Raw genomic sequence first — 22,481 nt, 5'->3', positions numbered from 1 at the left:
TCAAAGGGTTAATGGCCCTTCAGAGCTTGTTTATGGGCAGCTTCAGAAAGACGTCGCCCTGGTCATCGGCGGGCGGCATCTGGCCGGCGCGCATGTTGACCTGCAGCGATGGCAGGATCAGCCGGGGCATCGCCAGCGTGGCATCGCGGGCATCGCGCATCGTGACGAATTCCTCAACGCTGCGGCCCTGTCCGATATGGACATTCAGTGCCTTCTGTTCGCCGACCGTGGTTTCCCAGGCATATTCATCCCGGCCCGGGGCCTTGTAGTCATGGCCGACGAAAATCCGGGTCTCGTCCGGCAAAGACAGGATTTTCTGGATCGATTGGTATAGTGTTTCGGAGGAACCGCCGGGAAAGTCGCAGCGTGCGGTGCCAAAGTCGGGCATGAACAGAGTATCGCCGACAAACGCGGCATCGCCGATGACATAGGTCAGGCAGGCCGGGGTGTGACCGGGGGTATGCAGCACGTCGCCGCGCATCTGCCCGATGTGAAAACTGTCGCCTTGCTTGAACAGGGCGTCGAACTGGCTGCCGTCGCGCTGAAATTCGGTACCTTCGTTGAATACTTTGCCAAACGTGTCCTGGACCACCGTGATCTGGTCGCCGATACCGATCTTGCCGCCCAGCCGTTCCTGCAGGTAGGGCGCCGCCGAAAGGTGGTCGGCATGCACGTGGCTTTCCAGAATCCATTCCGCCTTTAGAGCGTTTTCGCGGACATGGCTCACGATGGAATCAGCCGATTTGGTGCAGGTGCGCCCCGAGGCATGATCGAAATCCAGGACACTGTCGATGATCGCGCAAGCGCGGCCCCGGGGTTCCTGGACCACGTAGGACACGGTGTTTGTGGCATCGTCGAAAAAGGCTGTGACATCTGGCGTCATGTGGCGTTCTCCCGGCTTTCCCGAGAAACATATATTTTTTAGTGCATATGTTTCAAGCTTTTCATGAAGAATTTGGAATTTGATATGTGTCAAAGCAGCGGAACAGTGCCCGTGCAAAAGTCTATACAGCGGGTGAAATCTGCTTTAAGTTGTGTTATGATGCTTACTGAGACAGGAACCGCGAAGCCAAGATCGGGGGCATGCCTGTCGCGCCTTTGTTACCATCGGGGGGCAGGCAGGGCAGGCCAAACGGGGAGAACTCAAATGACCTACGAAGAACTCAAGATGACTGCGGAAAGCATGGAACGGCAGATCGCCGGGGCCGCGGCCGATCAGCGTCTGGCGCTGCAGCCTCAGTTTGCCCGGGTTCTGGACAGGATGGCCGAACAGGGCGAACCGGTGCCGGCGCGCTTGCGCCGCCTTGAGGCAGCGCTTGTCGAAGAGGTGATCGAGGCCCGTTTTGACAACATGCCCGTCTGAACCGGCGCAGGTTTGACGATGGTTCAGGCCGACAGAGCCGGTCCGGCGACAAAGGCCTGAATGCGGGGCCGGGGTCTAGCCCAGAATGATCCCGACCACCACCAGCATCAGACCGATCACTGACAGGAACAGCGCCGCCATGTTCATCGGCAGCACCGCCTGCAGGGTGGCGCGCATCTCGGCATCGCTCAGCTTGGCGCGGCGGGCCTTGGCGACGCGCAGAATGCACCAGACAAGACCTGCAAGTCCGACCAGGGACAGGGCTGCGCCGGCCCAGATCATCATTTCAAACATCGCCTTCTCCGAGTTCGATTGCCTGTATCGCGCCTAGCGGATCGGTCGCGCTCGTGCAACCGGGTTCGCCTGCGGCGCTTTCGGCGCAGGGAGGTCTGACGGCTGCGTATTCCGCCTTGCAGCCCATCGGGCACGGCGCTATCCCGCTGGTTCCTGTGAACCGATCACCGATGGAGCCCTGCGAATGAGCGATACGAATACCGACACCAGCTATCGTGTGACTGCCAACGAACTGCGCCAGTTCATCGAGCGGGTCGAGCGGCTGGAGGCCGAGAAAAAGGACATTGCCGACCAGCAGAAAGAGGTGATGGCCGAGGCCAAGGCGCGCGGTTACGACACCAAGGTGATGCGCAAGGTCATCGCGCTGCGCAAGCGCGACAAGGACGACATTGCCGAGGAAGAGGCGATTCTGGACATGTACAAGGAAGCGCTGGGCATGTGATCGGCGCTGGGGCGTCCGGTGACCGGGATCAGCTGGTGCCGATATCGGTACGCGCGATCGATACCGACTTGACCACCGCGTGAATGTCATCGCCCGCTTGCAGCGCCATGGCCGCGGCCGAGCGCCGGGTGATCCGGGCCAGCAACCTGTCGGTGCCGGTCTGCATCTGTACGATGACACCGGGGCCGCTGCCATCGCGCAGGGCGATGACCCGGGCCGGCAAGATGTTGAGGGCGGACAGTCCGTCCGGCGCGGCGCGCGACAAGATCACATCATGCGCCAGGATCCGCACCCGCGTGCGGGTTCCCGCCGGGGCCTCCATGCGCGGCAGGAACAGGCGGCCGCCGGAAACCGCCAATTCGGTCAGCCCGTCGTCGTGATGCGCGGTGACGGTCGCGGGCAGCACCGCGCCAGCCTCGCGCAGCCCCAGCTGGCGCACCATGTCCGGATCGGACAGTACCTGTTCGGCCCCTCCTGCGCGCGCCACCCGGCCGGCCTCGAGCACGACCACCGTGGTGGCCAGGCGGGCCACTTCGGGCACCGAGTGGCTGACATACAGAACCGGGATTTCGGTCTGATCGCGCAGCCGTTCCAGAAACGGCAGGATTTCCGCCTTGCGGGCCGAATCCAGCGCCGCCAGAGGTTCGTCCATCAACAGCATGCGCGGCCGGGACAACAGCGCGCGCCCGATCGCGACCCTTTGCTTTTCGCCGCCCGACAGCGCGCCGGGACGCCGGTCCAGCAGATCGCCGATGCCCAGCAGGTCGCAGACCTCGGGCAACGACGGCCCCGGCGCGCGGCCGGCAAAACGCTGGCCATAGGTCAGGTTCTGGCGCACCGACAGATGCGGAAACAGACGCCCGTCCTGAAAGACATAGCCCAGGCGCCGCCGGTGGACTGGCAACGAGAGCCGGGCGCCGGAGTCAAACAGCACGTCGCCGTTCAGCGTGATACGGCCGGCGGCGGGCCGCAACAGACCGGCCACGGCGTTGATCACCGTGGTCTTGCCGGTGCCCGAACGGCCGAACAGTGCGGTGATGCCGGTCGGTGCCTGAAACGCGACGTGCAGGTCCAGCTTGCCCAGACGGTGGCGGATATCGACCGACAGGCTCATCCCCCGGCCACCCGCCGCGCCGCGCGATGCGCCAGCAGTTCCGACACCAGCAGGGCCGCCATCGCCACGCCGACCGAGATCGCCACCAGCCGCAGCGCGGCGGGCTCGCCGCCCGGCACCTGCAAAAAGGTGTAGATCGCCGAGGGCAGGGTCTGGGTCTGGCCGGGAATGTTGGACACAAAGGTGATCGTCGCCCCGAATTCCCCCATTGCCTTGGCAAAGGCCAGGATCGCACCGGCGACCAGCCCCGGACCGATCAGCGGCAGTGTGATGGTGGCAAAGATCCAGACACGCGGCGCGCCCAAAGTGGCTGCGGCCTCTTCCAGTTTCGGATCCACCGCCTCGATTGCCAGCCGCAGTGACCGGACCAGCAACGGAAAGGCCATGATCGCCGCCGCCAGCACCGCCCCGGTCCAACGAAAGGCCAGCACCAGCCCGAACGTGTCTTCCAGCCAGCCGCCGATGGCGCCGCGCCGGCCAAACGTCAGCAACAGCAGGTAGCCGGTCGCGACCGGCGGCAGGATCAGCGGCAGATGCACCAGCCCGTTCAGCACCTGTTTGCCGCGAAATTGCCAGCGGGCCAGGGCATAGGCGACCAGAATGCCGGGCGGCAGGCTCAGCAGGGTCGACCAGAACGACACCTTGAGCGACAGCGCCAGCGCCTGCCATTCCGAGGGGCCCAGCCAGTCGGTCACGGTTGCGCCCCGGCCAGGCCAAAGCCATGGCGCAGGAACACGGCGCCTGCTTCGGGGCCGCGCAGAAAGTCGAGAAACGCCTGAGCCGAACGCGCGGGCGTCCCTGCCACAATCGCCGCCGGATAGCGGATCGGCGGATGGCTGCCGGCGGCAAAACTCGCGACGATGCGAACCCGGGGGTCGGCCAGGGCGTCGGTGGCATAGACGATGCCCAGCGGAGCCTCTTGCATCGCCACCAGCATCAGAGCGGCGCGCACGTTGTCGGCCTGGGCGATGCGGTCGCGCACCGCGTCCCACAGGCCCAGCGATTGCAGGGCTGCCCGTCCGTACAGCCCGGCGGGCACCGCGTCGATCAGCGCCATCGCCAGCCGTCCCTCGCCCAGGATGCCGGCCAGATCGAGCCGTTCCACCGGCTCCGGATCGGTGGGGCCGTCCGCTGCGGCGGCGGCGATCAGCACCAGGCGGTTGGTCAGCAGATCGACGCGGCTGGCCGGTTCGATCAGCCCGTCACGCTGCAATGCGTCCATCCAGCCGGCATTGGCCGAGACAAACACATGCGCCGGCGCGCCATGCTGGATCTGGCGCGCCAGGGTCGAGCTGCCGGCAAACGAGATCTGCACCGAGCCACCGGCTGTGCGGTAGAGTTCGGCGATCTCGTCCATCGCGTCCTTGAGGCTGGCGGCGGCAAAAACCGTTACCGGTTCGGCCTGCCGATCCGCGGTTGCGGTCCGGGGCAGGGCCGGTGCCAGCGCCAGCGCCGCCAATCCGGCCAGCCAGGTGCGTCGGGTCCAGGGGCGGGTCAGCGGGTTGGGCATCGGGACCCCATCGGCGTGCCCCAAGGCCGCGCCAGGTGCTGGCGGATATGGCGACATCCGTTCAGGGGACCAGCATCCGGATGCCGGGCATGTCCTGAATGCGCTGGACATCGCGATCATAAATCTCGGTCAGTTCCTCGACCAGTTTATCGGTCCAGCCCGGCAGATCCAGCTCTTCTTCCAGCCGTTCGGCAATGGCGTATTTTTCCAGAAATTCGATCATCACATCGCGTTTCTCGGGCTCCGGCAGGCGCGGGTGCTTGTGCAGATGCGCTCGGAATGCCTGCATGCCCTCGGCGGTCATGATCGTGGCCAGCAGATCGAAGCCGCCGACAATCTTTTCGCCCGGCGCCAGCCCTGCCATCTCGCGTATGATCGGGGCCCAGATCAGCGGCGTGTCCTCGTTGCACCAGATCGTGAGGGGGATGTCCGGCGCCGCTGCCCGAATGCGTCCCAGGCAGTCGGACCAGCGCAGCTGGCGCGGGTCCAGCCCACCCAGAACCTCGGTCAGTTCCGGGCGAGTCACCGGCCCCAGAATCGCCGGCAGAAAGCTGGCGGGGTTGCGCAAGGCCATAAATATCTCGAGCCTGTCCCCCGGGAACAGCTGTCGCAGATGCGCAATTCGCCGGGGCGCGGCGGGATAGAAATGACCGTCGATCACGGCGGCGCGTTTCGAGCCGAAAAAGAAGGTGTCCGACAGCACGATCCGGTCGGCGGTCTCGTCATCCAGAAACGCATCCAGCAGTACATCGCGCGCATCGGCGGCGGGGGCCGTGTCAGCCATCGCCCGAAACGAGTGGCCCAGCAACTCGCGATACTTGCCGGGGCCGGGAACGGCGATGCCGCGCCGGGAAAAGCTTTGCTTGTTGCGCAGCAGACACTTCAACAGCCTGTCGTCGTCGGTACAATGCGCTCCTGTGTGGACTATCACCTGCATGTCGCGCGTTCGGCTACTCTCGCTGTTCTTTTGTTCTATCAGCTATCGTTTTGTGACCCTGCGGTCAAATCCCCGGACAGGCCCGGGGCGGCAGGGCGTTTCGCAGGTATCCGGGCCGGTCCGATACTCCGGCAACGAGCGCGGCGCGCGATCGGCCGCATTGCCGGCCGGTTTCGGCGCGGCAACTGACCGCTTGACCCCGCGGCCCGGCCCGGCCATGTAGCGTGGCCAGAATGCCGATGCGCCGCATGGGCAACCTGCAGCACGACATGAGGACCCGCAATGGCACGACGACAGACCGCCCGATCCGCGTCCGCCACCGCGCCCGGCGCCAGCGACGAGCGCGCGCGTTCCAAGCGTATAGGCGGGTTGCAGGCACTCTGGCCGTTCATGGCGCCCTATCGCGGACTGATCCTGGCGTCGGGGCTGGCGCTGATCCTGACCGCCTGCCTGTCCTTGACCCTGCCCCTGGCCGTGCGCCGGGTGGTCGACAATTTCCGCATCGCAGACGCTGCGGTTCTGGACCAGTATTTCCTGGCCGCACTGGCGATTGCCGGGCTGCTGGCGCTGGGCACCGGGCTGCGCTATGCGCTGGTCACCCGGCTGGGCGAACGCGTCGTGGCCGATATCCGGATGGCGGTGTTTGACCGGGTGATCGGCATGAGCCCGGAATTCTTTGAAAAGATCATGACCGGCGAGGTCCTGAGCCGGATCACCACGGACACCACGCTGATCCAGTCGGTTCTGGGCTCGTCGATCTCGATCGCGCTGCGCAATCTGCTGATTTTCCTGGGCGGGCTGGTGCTGATGCTGCTGACCTCGGGCAAGCTGACCGGGCTGGTCCTGTTGATCGTTCCGGTGGTGGTGGTGCCGATTCTGGTGCTGGGGCGGCGTCTGCGGGCGATCAGCCGCGAGAACCAAGACTGGATCGCCGCCAGTTCCGGCAATGCGTCCGAGGCGCTGGGAGCGGTGCAGACCGTCCAGTCCTTTACCCACGAGGCGGCCAGCCGGGCACAATTCGCCGAGATGACCGAAACCGCATATGACGTGTCGCGCCGGCGTATCCGTACGCGCGCGCTGATGACGGTGATCGTGATCTTTCTGGTCTTTACCGGCATTGTCGGGGTGCTGTGGATGGGGGCCCATGACGTGCGGTCCGGTGCGATGACCGAGGGCACGCTGATCCAGTTCGTGATCTATTCGGTGATGGTGGCCGGGTCGGTGGCGGCCTTGTCGGAAATCTGGGGCGAGCTGCAGCGCGCAGCAGGGGCCACCGAGCGTCTGATCGAGCTGCTGCAAAGCATCGACACGGTCAGCGACCCGACGCAGCCGGCGCAACTGGCGCGCCCGGTGCGCGGCGAGATCGCGTTCCAGGACGTGTCCTTTCGCTATCCGGCGCGCCCCGAGACCGCGGCGCTGCAGAACGTGTCCCTGCAGATCGCGCCCGGGGAAACCGTGGCCTTTGTCGGCCCTTCGGGGGCGGGCAAGACCACGATCATCCAGCTGATCCAGCGCTTTTACGACCCCGATCAGGGGCGGATCACGCTGGATGGGGTCGATCTGGCCGCCTTGGCGCGCGCCGATTTCCGGTCGCATATCGCGCTGGTGCCGCAGGATCCGGTGATCTTTGCCGCTTCGGCGCGCGAGAATATCCGCTTTGGCCGCCCCGAAGCCAGCGACGCCGAGGTCGAGGCCGCCGCCCGCGCCGCCGCCGCGCATGACTTTATTTCAGCGCTGCCGCAGGGATATGACAGTTTTGTCGGTGAACGCGGCGTCATGTTGTCGGGCGGGCAGAAACAGCGTATCGCCATTGCCCGGGCAATCCTGCGCGACGCGCCGGTTCTGCTGCTGGACGAGGCCACCAGCGCGCTGGACGCCGAAAGCGAGCGCGCGGTGCAGCATGCGGTCGACGAGCTGAGCGCGGGGCGTACCACGCTGATCGTGGCGCATCGTCTGGCCACGGTGAAAAAAGCCGACCGCATCGTCGTTCTGGACCAGGGGCGCATTGTCGCCACCGGACCGCATGACCAACTGGTGGCCGAGGGCGGGCTGTATGCGCGGCTGGCCCGACTGCAATTCACCGACGGTATCGCCGCCGAATAGGCGGCACGGCGGGGCACGCCCCTGTCCGCCGCTTTTCCAAGCAGGTCGATCCAGCGGCGGCCCGTTCCGGGCCACGCCATGCTTTTGGCGTTTTCCTTCGGGAAAACGCGGCGGGATTGCCACTGTGGTCCCGGTTTGGCCAGGGCTGCGACGATGCGGCGACGGGGATGTGGCGCAACGTCACAGACCGGTTCCCCGCTCGCGGCCGCAGGGGCATGCTTGCGCGACGCGCGGTTTCCGACCACTCTGGGGGCAGAAACAACACCGGAAACCGGGAAACAGGGGAGAATGACGGCATGTCCATCGCGAATATGGCAGACCGCAATGCCATCGAAAACGAGATGCCTTGGGCCGAGCGGGATGTTCCCAGGACCCTATATCAGATGCTGTCGGGCACAGCCCAGCGGTATCCCGATTACAAGGCCGTCAGTTTCCAGATCCTGTCCGGCCCGAAGGACAAGGCCGAGACGCTGAACTGGTCGCAATTGTTGGGCCGGACCTGTCAGACGGCGAACCTGTTCCGTGCGCTTGGGATCGGCGAGCGCGACGTGGTCGCATTCGTGCTGCCCAATTGCAACGAAACGGTTCTGACCCTGTTGGGTGCTGCCATCGCTGGTATTGCCAACCCGATCAACCCGTTGCTGGAGCCCGAACAGATCGCTTCGATCCTGCGTGAAACCCGGGCCAAGGTCGTGGTCACGCTCAAACCTTTTCCCAAGACCGATGTCGCGCAGAAAGTCGCTGAGGCGGTGCGCCACGCGCCCGAGGTGGACACGGTTCTGGAAGTCGATCTGAACCGGTACCTTACCCCGCCGAAGTCCTGGATCGTGCCGCTGATCCGCCCGAAAATGCCGGACCGGGCCCATCTGGCCCATGCCGATTACCTGGATTTCGGGCGCGAGATGGCGCGCCACCCCACCAGCCTGAGTTTCGCCGACAGTGGCGATGACAGGGTGGCGTTCCATTTTCACACCGGTGGCACGACCGGTATGCCGAAAGTGGCGCAGCACACCTATTCCGGTGTCGTCTACAATGGCTGGGTAGGCGGCGAACTGATGCTGTCGGCCGAGGACACCATCATGTGCCCCTTGCCGCTGTTTCACGTCATGGCTTGCCACGTCATGCTGATGGCGGCGGTCTATTGCGGCTGTCATGTCGTCCTGCCGACGCCGCAGGGCTATCGCGGCGATGGGGTGATCGACAATTTCTGGAAGCTGAACGAGCGCTGGGGGACCACGTTTATCGCCGCTGTTCCCACTGCCATTGCCGCCACCATGCAGCGACCGGTGGATGCCGATATCTCGACCATCAAGAAGGCGTTTTCCGGCTCGGCGCCGCTGCCACTGGAACTGTTCCGGCGGTTTGAAAAGGCCACCGGCGTGACGATCATCGAAGGCTATGGGCTGACCGAAGCGACCTGTCTGGTCTCTGGCAACCCGGTAGAGGGGGAAAAAAAGGTCGGGTCCATCGGCATTCCCTTTCCCTATTCGGATGTGCGCATTCTGAACGCGCGCCCGGACGGTCCGGTCGAGGCCGGGGTGGACGAGATCGGCGAAATATGCGTTTCCAATCCCGGTGTTTATGATGGCCACACTTATACCGAAGAGGCCAAGAACACGGATCTGTATTACAACGGCAAATATCTGCGCACCGGCGATCTGGGCCGGATCGACGCGGATGGGTATCTGTGGATCACCGGCCGGGCCAAGGATCTGATCATCCGGGGCGGGCACAATATCGACCCCGCCGAGATCGAGGAGGCACTATTGGGGCACGAGGCGGTGGCCTTTGCCGGGGCGATCGGTCAGCCGGATGCGCATTCCGGCGAACTGCCCTGCGCCTTTGTCGAACTGGTTGACGGTGCGACGGTAACGCCCGAGGAACTGCTGGAGTATTGCAAGGTGCATGTGCATGAACGTGCCGCCCGGCCCAAATATGTCACCATACTGGACGAGTTGCCCAAGACCGCGGTCGGTAAGATATTCAAGCCGGACCTGCGCAAGCATGCGATCACGCGTGTCTACAACGCGGCGCTGGAAGACGCCGGCCTCGCAGCGCGGGTGGAAAGCGTCATCGACGACAAGAAGCGTGGCCTGGTGGCGCAGTTGCGCCGTCACGGGGCGGACGAGGCCGCGGTGGCCACCGTTCTGGGCAGCTATACCCGACCCTGGGAATGGCTGGATTGAGCGCCGCGCGCCACGGCGCAAGGCCCAAATGGATGATGAGCGCCTGATCGACGCGGAAATCTGGGGCTTTATCTGCCCTAGTCGGGAAGTCTGTGCCGACCCTCTCGGTGACCGCAGTCTGGCCCGCGCGCGCGGATTACGACGCAATGTGCCGGGGTTCCGGCAACCGCGGCCTGCCGCGGTGCATGCGGTCGATGGCCGGGCGAACGTCGTGCCGGTGCATCTGATCTCCCGAGCCGGGCCGGTGAATGCCTATCTGGGCGCCCGCGCTTCGGTGCAGCGCGCAGCAGAGAGTTTCGAGCGGATCGTGCTGGCCATCAAGGCGCTGGGGCAGGAGATGTGGGCCTATGAGTGAGGTGCCTGTTCCCTGCGGCGACATCAGGTCAGGAAGGCCGGTGCTTGCAGGCTGTCCGGAAACGGTACGCCACGGCGCGACCAGATCGTGCGCCTGCGGCGCATGCTTTTCTACTCGTCTTTGGCCTTTGGCCGCATCCTCGGCAGGATGGGTTCCCGGGGCAGTGGAGAAAGGCAATCGGGTCAGTTTCCCGCGCTTTCCATCTTGCGATGGGCGATCACCTCTTCCAGCCAGCCCAGTTTCATTTCCGGGACCGAGGACAGCAGGAGGTCGGTATAGTCGTCAAAGGGCGGTGACAGGACCTCGGTCTTGCTGCCATAGCGCACCACCTTGCCCTGATACATCACCGCGATGCTGTCGGCGATGGCGCGCACCGTCGCCAGATCGTGGGTGATGAACAGATAGGCGACATTCTCGATCTTCTGCAGGTCGAGCAGCAGTTTCAGAATGCCGTCCGCGACCAGAGGATCCAGAGCGCTGGTGACTTCGTCGCAGATGATCATCCTGGGCTTGGCCGCCAGCGAGCGGGCGATACAGACCCGTTGTTTCTGCCCGCCCGACAGTTCGGCCGGATACCGGTCGATGAACCCGGCGCCCAGTTCGATCTCGTCGAGCAGCTCGGCGATGCGTTTGCGTTTTTCAGTGCCGCGGATGCCGAAATAGAATTCCAGCGGTCGGCCGATGATGGTGCCCACGGTCTGGCGCGGGTTCATCGCCACATCGGCCATCTGGTAGATCATCTGCAATTCCCGCAGATCCTCGCGGCGGCGCCCGGCCAGATCCGGCGACAGGCTGCGGTCGCCAAAGCCGATTTCGCCGGCACTGGGCGGCAACAGGCCGGTGATGACCCGCGCCAGGGTCGATTTTCCCGAACCGCTTTCGCCGACAACGGCCAGGGTCTGGCCCGGATGCAGTTCGACGGTGACATCGTGCAGCACGTCGAAATTGGTGCCGGGATAGCGTGCCGTGATGTTCTGAACACTCAGGACCGGCTCGGCCGTGGGCGGCTTTTCCACGTGTTTGATCGAGCGCACCGAGACCAGCGCGCGCGTATATTCCTCGCTTGGGGCGTTGATGATCTGATCGGTGCTGCCATATTCCACCATATCGCCATGACGCAACACCATGATGTGATCGCTGACCTGGGCCACCACAGCCAGGTCGTGGGTAATGTAGAGCGCGGCGACGCCGGTCTCGCGGATCGCGTCCTTGATGGCGGCCAGAACGTCGATCTGGGTGGTGACGTCCAGCGCCGTCGTCGGTTCGTCAAACACCACCAGATCGGGTTCCGGGCACAGCGCCAGCGCTGTCATGCAGCGTTGCAATTGCCCGCCCGAGACCTGGTGCGGATAGCGGTTGCCGATGTTTTTCGGGTCCGGCAGGCCCAGTTTGGTGAACAGATCGACGGCGCGGGCCTCGGCCGCGCGGCGGCTGAGTTTCTTGTGCCGCACCGCGGCCTCGGTCACCTGCTCCATGATCTGTTTGGCCGGGTTGAACGAGGCGGCGGCGGACTGGCTGACATAGGTCACTTCGCCGCCGCGCAGCCGCCGTACGTCGCGCCGCGTCGTGCGCAGGATGTCGCGGCCGTTGACCCAGACCTCGCCGCCGGTGATCTCGACGCCGCCGCGGCCATAGGCCATGGCTGCCAGGCCGATGGTGGACTTGCCGGCGCCGGATTCGCCGATCAGGCCCAGCACCTCGCCCTTTTGCAGATCGAAATCGACGCCATGCACGATTTCGATGTCATGCGGCTTTTCCCCCGGCGGATAAACCGTCGCACCGATCTTGAGGCCACGGATCTTGACAAGAGGCTCAGTCATCAGCCGCGCCCTCCTTTCAGGCTGGTGGTGCGGTTCAGCACCCAGTCGGCCACCAGATTGACCGAAATCGCCAGCGTTGCGATGGCAAAGGCAGGGATCAGCGCGGCAGGCACGCCATAGACGATGCCGTCCTTGTTTTCTTTCACGATGCCGCCCCAGTCGGCTTCGGGGGGCTGCACGCCCAGGCCCAGAAAGGACAGGGTCGACACGAACAGGACCGCGAAGATAAAGCGCAGGCCCATTTCCGCGATCAGCGGCGACAGGGCATTGGGCAGGATTTCTCGAAAGATGATCCAGGCGATCTTTTCGCCGCGCAGACGGGCGGCCTCGACATAGTCCATCACGGTGATGTCCACCGCGACGGCGCGGGCCAGGCGAAAGACGCGGGTGGCGTCCAGCAGGCCCATCACCACGATCAGCACCGGGATCGTGACCGGCATCACCGACAGCACCACCAGCGCAAAGATCAACGAGGGGATCGACATGATCAGGTCGACGAAACGCGACAGCACCTGATCGACCCAGCCGCCGGACACCGCGGCCAGAAAGGCCAGCACCGATCCGGTGACAAAGCTGAGGATCGTCGCCATGGTGGCGATGAAGATGGTGGTGCGCCCGCCATAGATCATGCGGCTGAGCAGGTCGCGGCCGATGCTGTCAGTGCCCAGCAGAAAGGTCGATGACGAGGGCTCCCAGACGTCGCCGACGATCTCGGCCATGCCATAGGGGGCCAGCAGCGGCGCAAAGATCGCGGTCAGGAAATAGACGCTGGTAAAGGCCAGCCCGATCATGGCCGAAATGGGCATGTTCTTCATTTCGCGGCCTCGATGATCATACCTGAATGTGCGACCGGGTGCCTTCCCGCGTTTTCGCAGAGCGAAGACGCTTGGCTGCGCGAATTGAATTTTCTCGGGGAAAAATTCATTTGGGATGCCTCAGCCGGGGGTTGGAAAGGATCGAGACAATGTCGGCGATCATGTTCAGGCCGATATAGACGGCGGCAAAGATCAACCCGCAGGCCTGCACAACGGGCACATCGCGCTTGCTGACGTGATCGACCAGATACTGGCCCATGCCGGGATAAACAAAGACCACCTCGATCACCACCACGCCGACCACCAGATAGGCCAGGTTCAGCATCACCACGTTGACGATCGGGGCGATGGCGTTGGGAAAGGCGTGTTTGCGGATCACGTCAAAGGCGGTCAGCCCCTTCAGTTCGGCGGTTTCGATATAGGCCGATTGCATCACGTTCAGAATGGCGGCGCGGGTCATGCGCATCATATGCGCCAGCACTACCAGCGTCAGCACCATCACCGGCAAGGCGATGGCATGCAGTTTCTGACCCAGGCTCATGGAATCGTTGATCATCGCCACGGACGAGAACCAGCCCAGTTTCACGGCGATGAAATACATCAGCAGATAACCGATCAGAAATTCGGGAATAGAGATCGATGTCAGCGTTGCCGCCGAAATCAGCTTGTCTGGCCAGCGATCCTTGTAGCGCACCGCCAACAGACCCAGAAAAATCGCCAGCGGAACCGAGATGACGGCGGCCCAGAAGGCCAGGAACAGGGTGTTGCTCAGCCGGTCGCCCAGCGAGTCGGCGATATCCCGGCCATTGGTCAAAGCGGTGCCCAGATCGCCCTGAATTGCTGCGAACAGCCAGTTGAAATAGCGGGTAACGGGCGGTTGGTCCAACCCCAGTTCAGCACGAAGATTCGCCAATGTCTCGGGCGTGGCCGACTGTCCCAGGATGGATTGCGCCACGTCACCCGGCAGGATTGTCGTCCCGGCAAAAATCAATGCTGAGGCCGCAAACAGCAACAATACCCCCAGCGCAAGGCGCTGGAGCAGCAGTTTTGCCATGGGATGCATTTTCAGGCCATCCAGCACTTGATGGCGGCTTGATCATTCATCATGTCGCCGTTCGGATTGCTCTCCCAACCCTGGATCGTCACGGCATGGGCATCCAGAAAGTTGTTGAACATCGGCAGCAGCAATCCGCCTTCGTCGCGGATGATATATGCCATCTGGCTGTAGAGCGCCTTGCGTTTCTCGACATCCAGTTCGGCGCGGGCCTCGACCAGAAGACGGTCGAAGGTCTCGTTGCGGAACTTGGTGTCGTTCCAGTCTGCGGTTGACAGATAGGCCGTCGAATACATCTGGTCCTGTATCGGGCGACCGCCCCAGTATGAGGCGCAGAATGGCTGTTTGTTCCAGACCTCGGACCAGTATCCATCGCCCGGCTCGCGCTTGAGTTCCAGTGGAATTCCGGCCTTTTGCGCCGTTTGCTGGAACAGCGAGGCGGCGTCGACCGCGCCGGGAAAGGCCACATCCGAGACGCGCAGGATGATCGGGCTGCCATCGTGGCCAGACGCCTTGTAGTGCTCTGCGGCCTTGTCCAGATCGAACGGTCGCTGCGGAATCGTTTCATCAAACAGCGGATAGGCCGAATTGATCGGGATGTCGTTGCCGATCGAGCCATAGCCGCGCAGGACTTTTTCAACCATCTCTTCGCGATTCATCGCGTATTTCAGCGCAAGCCGCAGATCGTTGTTGTCAAAGGGGGCGGTGTCGACGTGCATGACAAAGACATTTTGGCCCCGGCCTTGGGTGCTTTCCACTGTCACCGTCGGTGCACGGTCCAGCAGTTTCGCGATTTTGGGATCGATCAGATTTGCAAAATGGATCTGACCGGATTGCAAGGCTGAGGTTCGGGCTGTCACGTCGTTGATGACCAGGATCTCGGACGACTCGAAATGTCCGCGCGTGTCATCCCAGTAATTGTCGAACCGCTCGAACGTGTGGCGCACGCCGGGGTCGTTTTCGACAATTTTGTAAGGGCCCGAACCGATGCCGCTGGCAGGATCATCCATGCCGCCATTGGGCTGGATAACAAGGTGCCGGTCGGCCAGCAGATACGGAAGATCGGCATTTGCCGATCCCAGGGTTACTTCGAACAAATCACCCTCGGCGCGCATCGATTCGATGTCTTTCATGATGCCCAGAGCACCGGAAGTCGCTTTTTCGTCCGAGTGGCGCTGCATGGTTTTCAGCACGTCCTCCGAGGTCAGGGTCTTGCCGTTATGGAATTCGATGCCCTGGCGGATCTTGAAGGACCAAACCTTGGCATCCGCGCTGGATTCGAAATCTTCGGCAACCCTCCGGTCCAGTTCGCCCGACGGCGCAACCTGAACCAGAGACTCGGTGAAATGCGCCAGGACATTGTACGGCACCTGGCTGAGCGTCAGCGCGGGATCCAGCGTGTTCGAGCTTTCGCCGCCGCCGAGGCCCAGTTTGACATGGCCGCCCTTGACAGGATCGGCAGCCCTGGCCGCGCCTGCAAACATCGTGCTGGCCATTGCTGTGCTGACACCCAGGGCGGTGGCCTTGCCGATGAATTCGCGGCGGGTCATCTTGCCTGCCGTCACGCGTCCGGCCATATAGTCGAGTTGGTCGTTCATTCGGGTCTCCCGGTTGAGTGCTGCGCTTGCCGCGCATTTTTTCTTGATTGACGGGTCAACGTTTGCGCATTTCCGGCAAGCTCGCAAGAAAAAAGCAGTCGTCAGATTTTTGCCGTCCTCTGATGTGAATTTCAGATGTGAGTTCCGCCAGTCCGCTCTGTGAAGGCGGGACGCTGTTGGCCGGATGTGCCCGCGGCCGCCAACGATTGCGTAGCGAAATGGCGCAACCCCGCATGACTCGACGACAATCACGTCCCAGCCGCACCGCCAGACCGTCCGTTCCTTCGCGCTCAGTTCCTGAGAGCGATCAACAGGTCCATGACGTTGGTGCCGGTTGCCCCGGTGACCAGCAGCGCGTCCTTTTGGGCCAGATAGCTGCCGCTGTCGGCCCGGGCCAGCGCCCTGTCCGCGCCCGGTCCCCAGGTATTGCCGTCAATCACGCCGCCGGCCGCGTCGGTCGGCCCGTCGCTGCCATCGGTGCCGCCAGCCACCACGGTCAGCCCGCCGATCCCGGCGATCTCGCGCGCCAGCGCCAGCGCCAGGGCCTGATTGCGCCCGCCGCGCCCGGGTTCCGGTGGCAGCACCACCGTGGGTTCCCCCCCCAGCACCATCACCCCGGGCGGCATCGCCCGCAAATCGGCGCCGATGCGGACGGCCAAGAGGTTCAGATCGGCATGCAGGCTCTGGGCATTGCGCAGCACCGGCAGATCCAGAGCCCGCGCGCGATCAACCGCAGCCCGCCGCGCCACCGCGTTGCTGGCGATGATGCGCGCGTGATGGTCAAAGGCGCAGGGCGAGGGGGGGCAGCCGATCCCGGACCCGATCACCGCCAGATCGTCGCCCGGCACGTCCGAGATCGCCAATACCCGCACGGCCCGGCCACGAAATCCGCGCAACAATCCGCCGCCCTTGATCCGCGACAGTTTTCGTCGCTGGGCGTTCATGGTGGCAATATCCGACCCTTGAGACAACAACCGGGTGTTCAGCGCCTGCAACTCGGCCAAGGTCCGGCCTGGCACCGGGGCTTCGGCCAGCGACGAGGCGCCGCCAGACACCAGCAGCAACAGCCGGGTCCCCGGCTGCATGTCCTGCACCGCATCGATCAGCGCGCCCCCGGCGATCAGGCTGCGATCGTCCGGTACCGGATGCGCGGCCTCGATCACCTCGACATGGTCCGCAAGGTCGCGCGCATGTCCGTCCTTTGTCACCACCAGCGCCGGCAGCGGGCCGAACCGTTCAAGGGCGGCCCGCGCCATCTCGCCCGCGGCCTTGCCGATGGCCACGATCCGGTCCGGCGGCGGTTCGCTCCAGCCGTTCAGAGCGGTCTGCGTGGCGCGATGGCCGCCCACCGCCGCGACACCTGCGTGCCAGATATCGACCGCCCGCGGATCCATTCAGTCATCCATCCAGATCGTCACCGGGCCGTCATTGATCAGCGATACCGCCATGTCGGCGCCAAAGCGCCCGGTCTGCACGGCCACTCCCTGAGCCGCCAGTTCGTCGGCGAACAGCCGGTACAGCCTTTCCCCCTCGGCCGGGGCGGCGGCGGCCGAGAACCCCGGGCGGTTGCCGCGCGAGGTGTCGGCGGCCAGGGTGAACTGGCTGACCACCAGTGCTGCGCCGCCGGTATCGGCCAGTGACCGGTTCATCTTGCCCGCCGCATCGCGAAAAATGCGCAGCTTGGGGATCTTCTGTGCCAGCTTGCGCGCCGCGGCGTCGTCGTCGCCCTGCATCGCGCAGATCAGGATTAGCAGGCCCGGACCGATCTCGGCGATGACCTGGCCGTCGACGGAGACGCTGGCCTGTGCGACGCGCTGGATCAGGGTCCGCATCAGGCCGCGCCGCGCCAGTCGATCACCGCGTCCAGACCGGCGCGATCGGTGCGAAAACTGTTCGCCGGGTGCGCAGTGTCGCTGTAGCCAAAGGATATTCCGCACAGGATCAGCCGGTCCTTGGGAATATCGAAAAAGCGGTGCAGGAACGGCCCGTACGAGGCCACTGCCGCCTGCGGAATGCTGGCCACCCCCAGCGCCTGCGCGGCCAGGGTAAAGGCGGTGACGAAGCCGCCGCAATCCATCGCGCCATAGGGGCCCAGTTCGGCCGGGCTGGACAGGATCGCGCAATGGGGCGCACCGAACAGGGCGAAATTTTCCATCATCTGCCGGGCCGAGGCGTCGCGGTCGCCTTTTGTTACGCCCACGGCCTCGTACAGACGCCAGCCACAGTCGCGGCGACGCTCCTGATAGACGCCGGAATAGCGGGTCGGCCAGTCGAGATCCGGTTCCGGCGCACCGGTGCGCGCCTCTTGCAGCAAGGCGTCCCGGAACCGGTCGGTCTCGGTGCCGCTGGTGACCACCAATTGCCAGGGCTGGGCGTTGCACCAGGACGGCGCGCGCCGCGCGGTGCCGACGATCTGTTCGATCACGGGCCGCGGCACCGGGTCGGGGCGGAAGCGGCGGCACGAGTGGCGCTGGCTCATCAGGTCGTCCAGGTCGGAATGTATCTGCGTCATGCGGGCGGATCCTCTGATCTATTCCGGCGCAGGATGGCGTCAGGGACCCTGATCCGCAAGGGCGGCAAACGGTCTGGAATTGAAGCGGATCAATGCACATATGCCGAATCGGAGATATAATTTCCGTGTGATCAGAACAGGAGGACACAGACATGGTTGAAAAGACTGATAGCAGCGGTCTCTGGCCGTCCCTCTACGACCCGTTCCGCGCAATGGGCGCGCGTCTGGCGGATTGGCTGAACCCGGCCACCGAGGCATCGGGCGGCGAGAAAGCGTATGACATCTCGATGGAACTGCCCGGTGTCAGCGAGCAGGATATAGACCTGTCGGTCGAGGATGGCGTGGTGACCATCAGGGGCGAGAAGAAGACCGCGACCGAGAAGAAGGGCGATACCTGGTATTTCTCGGAACGCCAGTATGGCGCGTTCCGCCGGTCCTTCCGCCTGCCCGCGGACGCCGACGGCGCCAAGGCCAGCGCCAGCATGAAGGACGGCGTGCTGCATGTCACCGTGCCGAAACTGGCCCCCGACGAGGCCAGCAGTGCCAGGAAAATAGAAATCGCCAAAGGCTGAGGCGCGGGCGGCGGGCTATTGTCCGGTTGCCGCCAGATACCCAACGCCCGCCGCCACCAAAAGGCCCAGCAGCACGGCGACCGAGATCTTGGTCCAGGACCAGGGCCGTTCGCCCTGCACCTGTCCGGTCTGCCCGTTGACCACAAAGCGATAGGTCTGGCCGCGATACTTGTAGGCGGCCAGCCAGACCGGCAGCAGGACATGCTTGAATGTCACGTCGCGGACGCGGGTATCGATGTCGTGAATGCGCTGTTGGTCGCCGCCGATGTCGAACCGCACGTCCCGTTCGATGGCCCGGGCCATGTGCCGGCGCGCCTCGGCAAAACCCTCGGCCAGTTCGACGCCATAGGCTTCGGCGCGGAAACCGGCCAGATATTGCGGCTGATAGGGCTCCAGGGCGGACAGATCCCAGGGTTGCAATGCGTCCGTGTAGCGCTTTGGCAGACTGCGCGAGGCCAGGACCAGAACGTCGTCGAAGAACCGCGTGACCTGGCCCGATGCGGGATTCCAGCGCACCTTGGCGATGCGTTCCTGAACCCGTTTGCCGTTCCGGTTCACGGTGCGGGTTGTGTAATAGATCGTGCCGCGCTCACCGCGATAGCGCGTGCGTGTGTCGGCGTCAAAGGTCCAGTAGGGCACATAGATGCCCTGCATCTTGCGCCCTTTTCGGGCATATTGCGTCAAGCCATTGGGCGCGAACCACAACTGCCCCAGCCAATCGGTCATTGCCGCATGTGCTGCGCGCTCTTCCAATGCGAAAGGCAGAACGCCGCGCGGTTTGATATGCCGGTTCGTGCCGGTGTCGGTCACCACCGGTGTGGCGCAGAACGGGCATTCTGCGGCATGGGTATCGGGGTCGAACTCGACCTGGGCGGCGCAGTTCGGACAGGAAAGGACCCGGGTTTCCTCGATCTCGGCCGCCGGCAGCGTCTGATCCAGGGCATCCCGCAAATCGAGCTCGGCCAGTGCCGCTCCGGACCAGGGTCCGCTGTCGATCGGTTCGGAATGGCCGCAGTGGTCGCAGGTCATCGTGCCGCTGGCCGGGGCAAAGCGGTAATCAGCGCCGCATTGCTCGCAGGGAAACCGGTGCTCCTGGGGCTGCGCGCTGTCGGGTGAGGGGCCACTCATGAGGTCTGGGTCTCCGGCATCACTGTTGGTCTTGCCGGAGTATTCCCGTTTCCGCGCGCGATGAAAACATGTGAAAACACCGGATGGAATGGGCTGGCCGGCTCGACCTGTACGCGGCTCTGCGGGGGATTGGCAGCACGGAAAAACTGCCGCGGCCACCCGGGTGTCCGGATGGCCGCGCAAGGATGAGTGGTGCGGACCTCAGAGGCCGGGATAGATCGGGAAGCGCGCGCACAGCGACTCGACCTCGGCCTTGACCTTTGCCTCGACCGCTGCGTTGCCCTCTTCGCCATTGGCGGCCAGACCGTCGACCACCTCGATGATCCAGTCGGCGATCTGCCGGAACTCGGCCTCGCCAAAGCCACGCGTCGTGCCGGCCGGGCTGCCCAGGCGGATGCCGCTGGTGATGGTCGGCTTTTCCGGATCGAACGGCACGCCGTTCTTGTTGCAGGTGATATGCGCCCGGCCCAGCGCCTTTTCGGTGGCGTTGCCCTTGACCCCCTTGGGGCGCAGATCGACCAGCACCACATGGGTGTCGGTGCCATGGGTGACGGTGTCCAGCCCCCCCTTGATCAGCTGGTCGCTCAGGGCCTGGGCATTGGCGACCACGTTCTTGATATAGGTCTTGAATTCCGGGCGCAGCGCCTCGCCGAACGCCACCGCCTTGGCGGCGATCACATGCATCAGCGGGCCGCCCTGGATGCCCGGGAAGATCGCCGAATTGACCTTTTTCGCGATCGCCTCGTCATTGGTCAGGATCATGCCGCCGCGCGGGCCGCGCAGGGTCTTGTGGGTGGTGGTGGTCGCAACATGGGCATGCGGGAACGGGCTGGGATGTTCGCCGGCCGCCACCAGACCGGCGAAATGCGCCATGTCCACATGCAGATAGGCCCCGACCATGTCGGCGATTTCGCGCATCCGGGCAAAGTCGATCCGGCGCGGGATAGCGCTGCCGCCGGCGATGATCAGCTTCGGCTGGTGCTCCTTGGCCAACGCCTCGACCTGGTCATAATCCAGCAGGTTGTCCTGTTTGCGCACGCCATATTGCACCGCGTTGAACCATTTGCCTGACTGGTTCGGGGCGGCGCCATGGGTCAGGTGACCGCCAGCGTCCAGGCTCATGCCCAGAATCGTGTCGCCGGGTTTCAGCAGCGCCTGCATCACACCCTGATTGGCCTGACTGCCGGAATTGGGCTGCACATTGGCAAAGTCGCAACCGAACAGCTGCTTGGCGCGGTCGATGGCCAGGTTTTCGGCGATGTCGACATATTGGCAACCGCCATAGTAACGCCGCCCGGGATAGCCCTCGGCATATTTGTTGGTCATCACCGAGCCCTGCGCCTGCATCACGGCCGCGCTGACGATGTTTTCCGAGGCGATCAGTTCGATCTCGTGCCGCTGGCGGCCCAGTTCCTGGGTGATCGCCTCAAAAATCTCGGTATCGCGCGAGGATAGATCTTCGGTAAAAAATCCGGTGTCTCGGTGAGGGGCATTCATGGCGGGCTCCGATCTTGGAAAAAGCGGCGACGATTGGCGGGTTTCCTAGCGGAATCCGGCGCGCGCGAAAAGACGGGAAAGCGACGAAATGCGCCAACCCAGCGGCAAGGCTGGTCACGGCGGGAAAGGTGTGCTTGTTTCGGAACCGAATGCGTAACACCGGAAACCTGCCTGCATGACCCTTCGAATCGCGTTCATGGCCAGTAATGCGCCGGTCGCCCAGACCGCGCGGGCAGCGCTGATCGGCCGCTATGGCGACGTTGCGCCGGAAGAGGCCGAGGTCGTCGTGGCGCTGGGCGGCGACGGGTTCATGCTGCGCACGCTGCACCTGACTCAGGAACTGGCGGTGCCGGTCTATGGCATGAATCGCGGCACCATTGGGTTTCTGATGAACGAATACAGCGAAACCGATCTGCTGGACCGGCTGCGGCACGCCGAAGAAGCGGTCATCAACCCGCTGTCGATGCGAGCGGTGGACCAGGCCGGGCACCTGCACCGGGCGCTGGCGATCAACGAGGTCTCGCTGTTGCGGGCCGGTCCGCAGGCAGCCAAGCTGAAGATCACCGTGGATGGCCGGGTGCGGCTGGCGGAACTGGTCTGCGACGGGGCGCTGCTGGCGACACCGGCGGGTTCGACCGCCTATAACTATTCGGCGCATGGACCGATTCTGCCCATCGGCGCCGACGTGCTGGCGCTGACCGCCATCGCCGCGTTCCGGCCGCGCCGCTGGCGCGGGGCGCTGCTGCCCAAGACTGCCATGGTGCGCTTTGACGTGGTCGAACCCGACAAGCGCCCGGTCATGGCAGATGCCGATTCGATCTCGATCATGGATATCGACTGGGTCGAAATCCGCTCGGAGCCATCGATCCGCCATCGCATCCTGTTCGATCCGGGGCACGGGCTGGAAGAACGCCTGATTTCCGAACAATTCGCCTGAAAACGACGCAGACCGTCGGATTTTTCGGGGTGTGGCTCGAAAAAACCCGACGGTCTGCACGATTTTTTCATCTTGTGTGAACAAGCTCACAGAGGTCTAGGGCACGTCTGTGGCAATGTCTTTTTATTGAAGCGAGACATTTCGATCAGACATTAGGCACCATGAGGGTAGTTTGGTAACGAGTATCTTTTTTGTCGGGCGTAGAGGCAACTCTGCGCCCGTATCCTTTTGTAAATAAGAATTT

22 protein-coding genes are annotated in these 22,481 nt (G+C 64.0%); 7 read left to right on the top strand and 15 right to left on the bottom strand.

The genetic code is table 11. The features are described from left to right. Positions 1-19: 19 nt before the first annotated feature. The gene (locus tag ACFMPD_RS07845) at positions 20-883 is read right to left on the bottom strand and encodes an MBL fold metallo-hydrolase (protein WP_380993247.1); all 864 of its coding nucleotides are present in this window, start codon (positions 881-883) and stop codon (positions 20-22) included. A 264-nt stretch (positions 884-1,147) separates the two neighbouring features. Here ACFMPD_RS07845 and ACFMPD_RS07840 point away from each other — a divergent pair, with 264 nt between their 5' ends. Beyond that, positions 1,148-1,363 carry a hypothetical protein gene (locus ACFMPD_RS07840; RefSeq protein WP_380993246.1) on the top strand — a complete coding sequence of 72 codons (216 nt, stop codon included), beginning with the start codon at positions 1,148-1,150 and terminating at the stop codon, positions 1,361-1,363. A gap of 75 nt (positions 1,364-1,438) precedes the next feature. Here ACFMPD_RS07840 and ACFMPD_RS07835 read toward each other — a convergent pair whose 3' ends face one another. Next, a complete protein-coding gene (locus ACFMPD_RS07835; protein ID WP_380993245.1) occupies positions 1,439-1,657 on the bottom strand; it encodes a hypothetical protein in 219 nt (72 codons plus the stop codon). A 184-nt stretch (positions 1,658-1,841) separates the two neighbouring features. On the opposite strand from ACFMPD_RS07835, the gene ACFMPD_RS07830 reads away from it, so the two are divergent. Then, a complete protein-coding gene (locus ACFMPD_RS07830; protein ID WP_380993244.1) occupies positions 1,842-2,099 on the top strand; it encodes a DUF2312 domain-containing protein in 258 nt (85 codons plus the stop codon). 28 nt (positions 2,100-2,127) lie between these two features. Here ACFMPD_RS07830 and modC read toward each other — a convergent pair whose 3' ends face one another. From modC to ACFMPD_RS07810, 4 genes are all read right to left on the bottom strand, one after another. Continuing rightward, positions 2,128-3,213, bottom strand: a complete 1,086-nt coding sequence (modC, locus tag ACFMPD_RS07825; protein ID WP_380993243.1) for a molybdenum ABC transporter ATP-binding protein — start codon at positions 3,211-3,213, stop codon at positions 2,128-2,130. Continuing rightward, the gene (gene modB, locus ACFMPD_RS07820; protein ID WP_380993242.1) at positions 3,210-3,908 is read right to left on the bottom strand and encodes a molybdate ABC transporter permease subunit; all 699 of its coding nucleotides are present in this window, start codon (positions 3,906-3,908) and stop codon (positions 3,210-3,212) included. The genes modC and modB overlap by 4 nt, the downstream gene beginning before the upstream one ends. Then, entirely contained in the window at positions 3,905-4,723 is an 819-nt protein-coding gene (gene modA, locus ACFMPD_RS07815) for a molybdate ABC transporter substrate-binding protein (RefSeq protein ID WP_380993241.1), read from the bottom strand. The genes modB and modA overlap by 4 nt, the downstream gene beginning before the upstream one ends. Positions 4,724-4,784: 61 nt before the next feature. Further along, on the bottom strand, positions 4,785-5,660 hold the full coding sequence (locus ACFMPD_RS07810; RefSeq protein ID WP_380993240.1) for a hypothetical protein: 876 nt from the start codon (positions 5,658-5,660) through the stop codon (positions 4,785-4,787). 282 nt (positions 5,661-5,942) lie between these two features. Between ACFMPD_RS07810 and ACFMPD_RS07805 the strand changes: the two genes are divergently transcribed. From ACFMPD_RS07805 to ACFMPD_RS07795, 3 genes are all read left to right on the top strand, one after another. Next, positions 5,943-7,763: an ABC transporter transmembrane domain-containing protein gene (locus ACFMPD_RS07805; protein ID WP_380993239.1), complete on the top strand. Its 1,821-nt coding sequence runs from the start codon at positions 5,943-5,945 to the stop codon at positions 7,761-7,763. A gap of 296 nt (positions 7,764-8,059) precedes the next feature. After that, entirely contained in the window at positions 8,060-9,949 is a 1,890-nt protein-coding gene (locus ACFMPD_RS07800; protein WP_380993238.1) for an acyl-CoA synthetase, read from the top strand. 28 nt (positions 9,950-9,977) lie between these two features. Continuing rightward, positions 9,978-10,304, top strand: coding sequence for a hypothetical protein (locus ACFMPD_RS07795; RefSeq protein ID WP_380993237.1), 327 nt, complete (start codon positions 9,978-9,980; stop codon positions 10,302-10,304). Between the two features lie 182 nt (positions 10,305-10,486). On the opposite strand, the gene ACFMPD_RS07790 is transcribed toward ACFMPD_RS07795, so the two are convergent. The 7 genes from ACFMPD_RS07790 to ACFMPD_RS07760 form a co-directional block, all read right to left on the bottom strand. Then, positions 10,487-12,124, bottom strand: a complete 1,638-nt coding sequence (locus ACFMPD_RS07790; RefSeq protein WP_380993236.1) for an ABC transporter ATP-binding protein — start codon at positions 12,122-12,124, stop codon at positions 10,487-10,489. Continuing rightward, positions 12,124-12,939, bottom strand: a complete 816-nt coding sequence (locus tag ACFMPD_RS07785; RefSeq protein WP_380993235.1) for an ABC transporter permease — start codon at positions 12,937-12,939, stop codon at positions 12,124-12,126. The genes ACFMPD_RS07790 and ACFMPD_RS07785 overlap by 1 nt, the downstream gene beginning before the upstream one ends. 106 nt (positions 12,940-13,045) lie before the next feature. Beyond that, positions 13,046-14,002, bottom strand: coding sequence for an ABC transporter permease (locus ACFMPD_RS07780; RefSeq protein WP_380993234.1), 957 nt, complete (start codon positions 14,000-14,002; stop codon positions 13,046-13,048). A 2-nt stretch (positions 14,003-14,004) separates the two neighbouring features. Continuing rightward, positions 14,005-15,591 (bottom strand): ABC transporter substrate-binding protein, encoded by a 1,587-nt coding sequence (locus ACFMPD_RS07775; RefSeq protein WP_380993233.1) that lies wholly within the window; start codon positions 15,589-15,591, stop codon positions 14,005-14,007. A 290-nt stretch (positions 15,592-15,881) separates the two neighbouring features. Then, positions 15,882-16,985, bottom strand: a complete 1,104-nt coding sequence (locus ACFMPD_RS07770; protein WP_380993232.1) for a glycerate kinase type-2 family protein — start codon at positions 16,983-16,985, stop codon at positions 15,882-15,884. Beyond that, the gene (dtd, locus tag ACFMPD_RS07765) at positions 16,986-17,423 is read right to left on the bottom strand and encodes a D-aminoacyl-tRNA deacylase (RefSeq protein ID WP_380993231.1); all 438 of its coding nucleotides are present in this window, start codon (positions 17,421-17,423) and stop codon (positions 16,986-16,988) included. Next, the gene (locus ACFMPD_RS07760; RefSeq protein ID WP_380993230.1) at positions 17,423-18,103 is read right to left on the bottom strand and encodes a nitroreductase; all 681 of its coding nucleotides are present in this window, start codon (positions 18,101-18,103) and stop codon (positions 17,423-17,425) included. The genes dtd and ACFMPD_RS07760 overlap by 1 nt, the downstream gene beginning before the upstream one ends. Positions 18,104-18,255: 152 nt before the next feature. On the opposite strand from ACFMPD_RS07760, the gene ACFMPD_RS07755 reads away from it, so the two are divergent. Continuing rightward, positions 18,256-18,675: an Hsp20/alpha crystallin family protein gene (locus ACFMPD_RS07755; RefSeq protein WP_380993229.1), complete on the top strand. Its 420-nt coding sequence runs from the start codon at positions 18,256-18,258 to the stop codon at positions 18,673-18,675. Between the two features lie 15 nt (positions 18,676-18,690). Here ACFMPD_RS07755 and ACFMPD_RS07750 read toward each other — a convergent pair whose 3' ends face one another. Together ACFMPD_RS07750 and glyA are read right to left on the bottom strand one after the other, a co-directional pair. After that, complete coding sequence (locus ACFMPD_RS07750) at positions 18,691-19,803, bottom strand: TFIIB-type zinc finger domain-containing protein (RefSeq protein ID WP_380993228.1); 1,113 nt, start codon at positions 19,801-19,803, stop codon at positions 18,691-18,693. Between the two features lie 201 nt (positions 19,804-20,004). After that, positions 20,005-21,300: a serine hydroxymethyltransferase gene (gene glyA / locus ACFMPD_RS07745; RefSeq protein WP_380993227.1), complete on the bottom strand. Its 1,296-nt coding sequence runs from the start codon at positions 21,298-21,300 to the stop codon at positions 20,005-20,007. A gap of 175 nt (positions 21,301-21,475) precedes the next feature. Between glyA and ACFMPD_RS07740 the strand changes: the two genes are divergently transcribed. Continuing rightward, positions 21,476-22,237, top strand: a complete 762-nt coding sequence (locus ACFMPD_RS07740) for an NAD kinase (protein ID WP_380993226.1) — start codon at positions 21,476-21,478, stop codon at positions 22,235-22,237. Positions 22,238-22,481 lie beyond the last annotated feature (244 nt).

Source organism: Sedimentitalea sediminis (genome assembly GCF_042687825.1).
Lineage (GTDB): Bacteria > Pseudomonadota > Alphaproteobacteria > Rhodobacterales > Rhodobacteraceae > Sedimentitalea.
Note: the sequence above shows the minus strand (reverse complement) of the source record. Positions and strands in the feature narration are given on the sequence as shown.

Excerpts from the sequence above, each read along its gene's own strand:
- ACFMPD_RS07845 (WP_380993247.1), bottom strand. The coding sequence starts at position 883 with ATGACGCCAGATGTCACAGCCTTTTTCGACGATGCCACAAACACCGTG.
- ACFMPD_RS07840 (WP_380993246.1), top strand. The coding sequence starts at position 1,148 with ATGACCTACGAAGAACTCAAGATGACTGCGGAAAGCATGGAACGGCAG.
- ACFMPD_RS07835 (WP_380993245.1), bottom strand. The coding sequence starts at position 1,657 with ATGTTTGAAATGATGATCTGGGCCGGCGCAGCCCTGTCCCTGGTCGGA.
- ACFMPD_RS07830 (WP_380993244.1), top strand. The coding sequence starts at position 1,842 with ATGAGCGATACGAATACCGACACCAGCTATCGTGTGACTGCCAACGAA.
- modC (WP_380993243.1), bottom strand. The coding sequence starts at position 3,213 with ATGAGCCTGTCGGTCGATATCCGCCACCGTCTGGGCAAGCTGGACCTG.
- modA (WP_380993241.1), bottom strand. The coding sequence starts at position 4,723 with ATGCCCAACCCGCTGACCCGCCCCTGGACCCGACGCACCTGGCTGGCC.
- ACFMPD_RS07810 (WP_380993240.1), bottom strand. The coding sequence starts at position 5,660 with ATGCAGGTGATAGTCCACACAGGAGCGCATTGTACCGACGACGACAGG.
- ACFMPD_RS07805 (WP_380993239.1), top strand. The coding sequence starts at position 5,943 with ATGGCACGACGACAGACCGCCCGATCCGCGTCCGCCACCGCGCCCGGC.
- ACFMPD_RS07800 (WP_380993238.1), top strand. The coding sequence starts at position 8,060 with ATGTCCATCGCGAATATGGCAGACCGCAATGCCATCGAAAACGAGATG.
- ACFMPD_RS07795 (WP_380993237.1), top strand. The coding sequence starts at position 9,978 with ATGGATGATGAGCGCCTGATCGACGCGGAAATCTGGGGCTTTATCTGC.
- ACFMPD_RS07790 (WP_380993236.1), bottom strand. The coding sequence starts at position 12,124 with ATGACTGAGCCTCTTGTCAAGATCCGTGGCCTCAAGATCGGTGCGACG.
- ACFMPD_RS07785 (WP_380993235.1), bottom strand. The coding sequence starts at position 12,939 with ATGAAGAACATGCCCATTTCGGCCATGATCGGGCTGGCCTTTACCAGC.
- ACFMPD_RS07780 (WP_380993234.1), bottom strand. The coding sequence starts at position 14,002 with ATGCATCCCATGGCAAAACTGCTGCTCCAGCGCCTTGCGCTGGGGGTA.
- ACFMPD_RS07775 (WP_380993233.1), bottom strand. The coding sequence starts at position 15,591 with ATGAACGACCAACTCGACTATATGGCCGGACGCGTGACGGCAGGCAAG.
- ACFMPD_RS07770 (WP_380993232.1), bottom strand. The coding sequence starts at position 16,985 with ATGGATCCGCGGGCGGTCGATATCTGGCACGCAGGTGTCGCGGCGGTG.
- dtd (WP_380993231.1), bottom strand. The coding sequence starts at position 17,423 with ATGCGGACCCTGATCCAGCGCGTCGCACAGGCCAGCGTCTCCGTCGAC.
- ACFMPD_RS07760 (WP_380993230.1), bottom strand. The coding sequence starts at position 18,103 with ATGACGCAGATACATTCCGACCTGGACGACCTGATGAGCCAGCGCCAC.
- ACFMPD_RS07755 (WP_380993229.1), top strand. The coding sequence starts at position 18,256 with ATGGTTGAAAAGACTGATAGCAGCGGTCTCTGGCCGTCCCTCTACGAC.
- ACFMPD_RS07750 (WP_380993228.1), bottom strand. The coding sequence starts at position 19,803 with ATGAGTGGCCCCTCACCCGACAGCGCGCAGCCCCAGGAGCACCGGTTT.
- glyA (WP_380993227.1), bottom strand. The coding sequence starts at position 21,300 with ATGAATGCCCCTCACCGAGACACCGGATTTTTTACCGAAGATCTATCC.
- ACFMPD_RS07740 (WP_380993226.1), top strand. The coding sequence starts at position 21,476 with ATGACCCTTCGAATCGCGTTCATGGCCAGTAATGCGCCGGTCGCCCAG.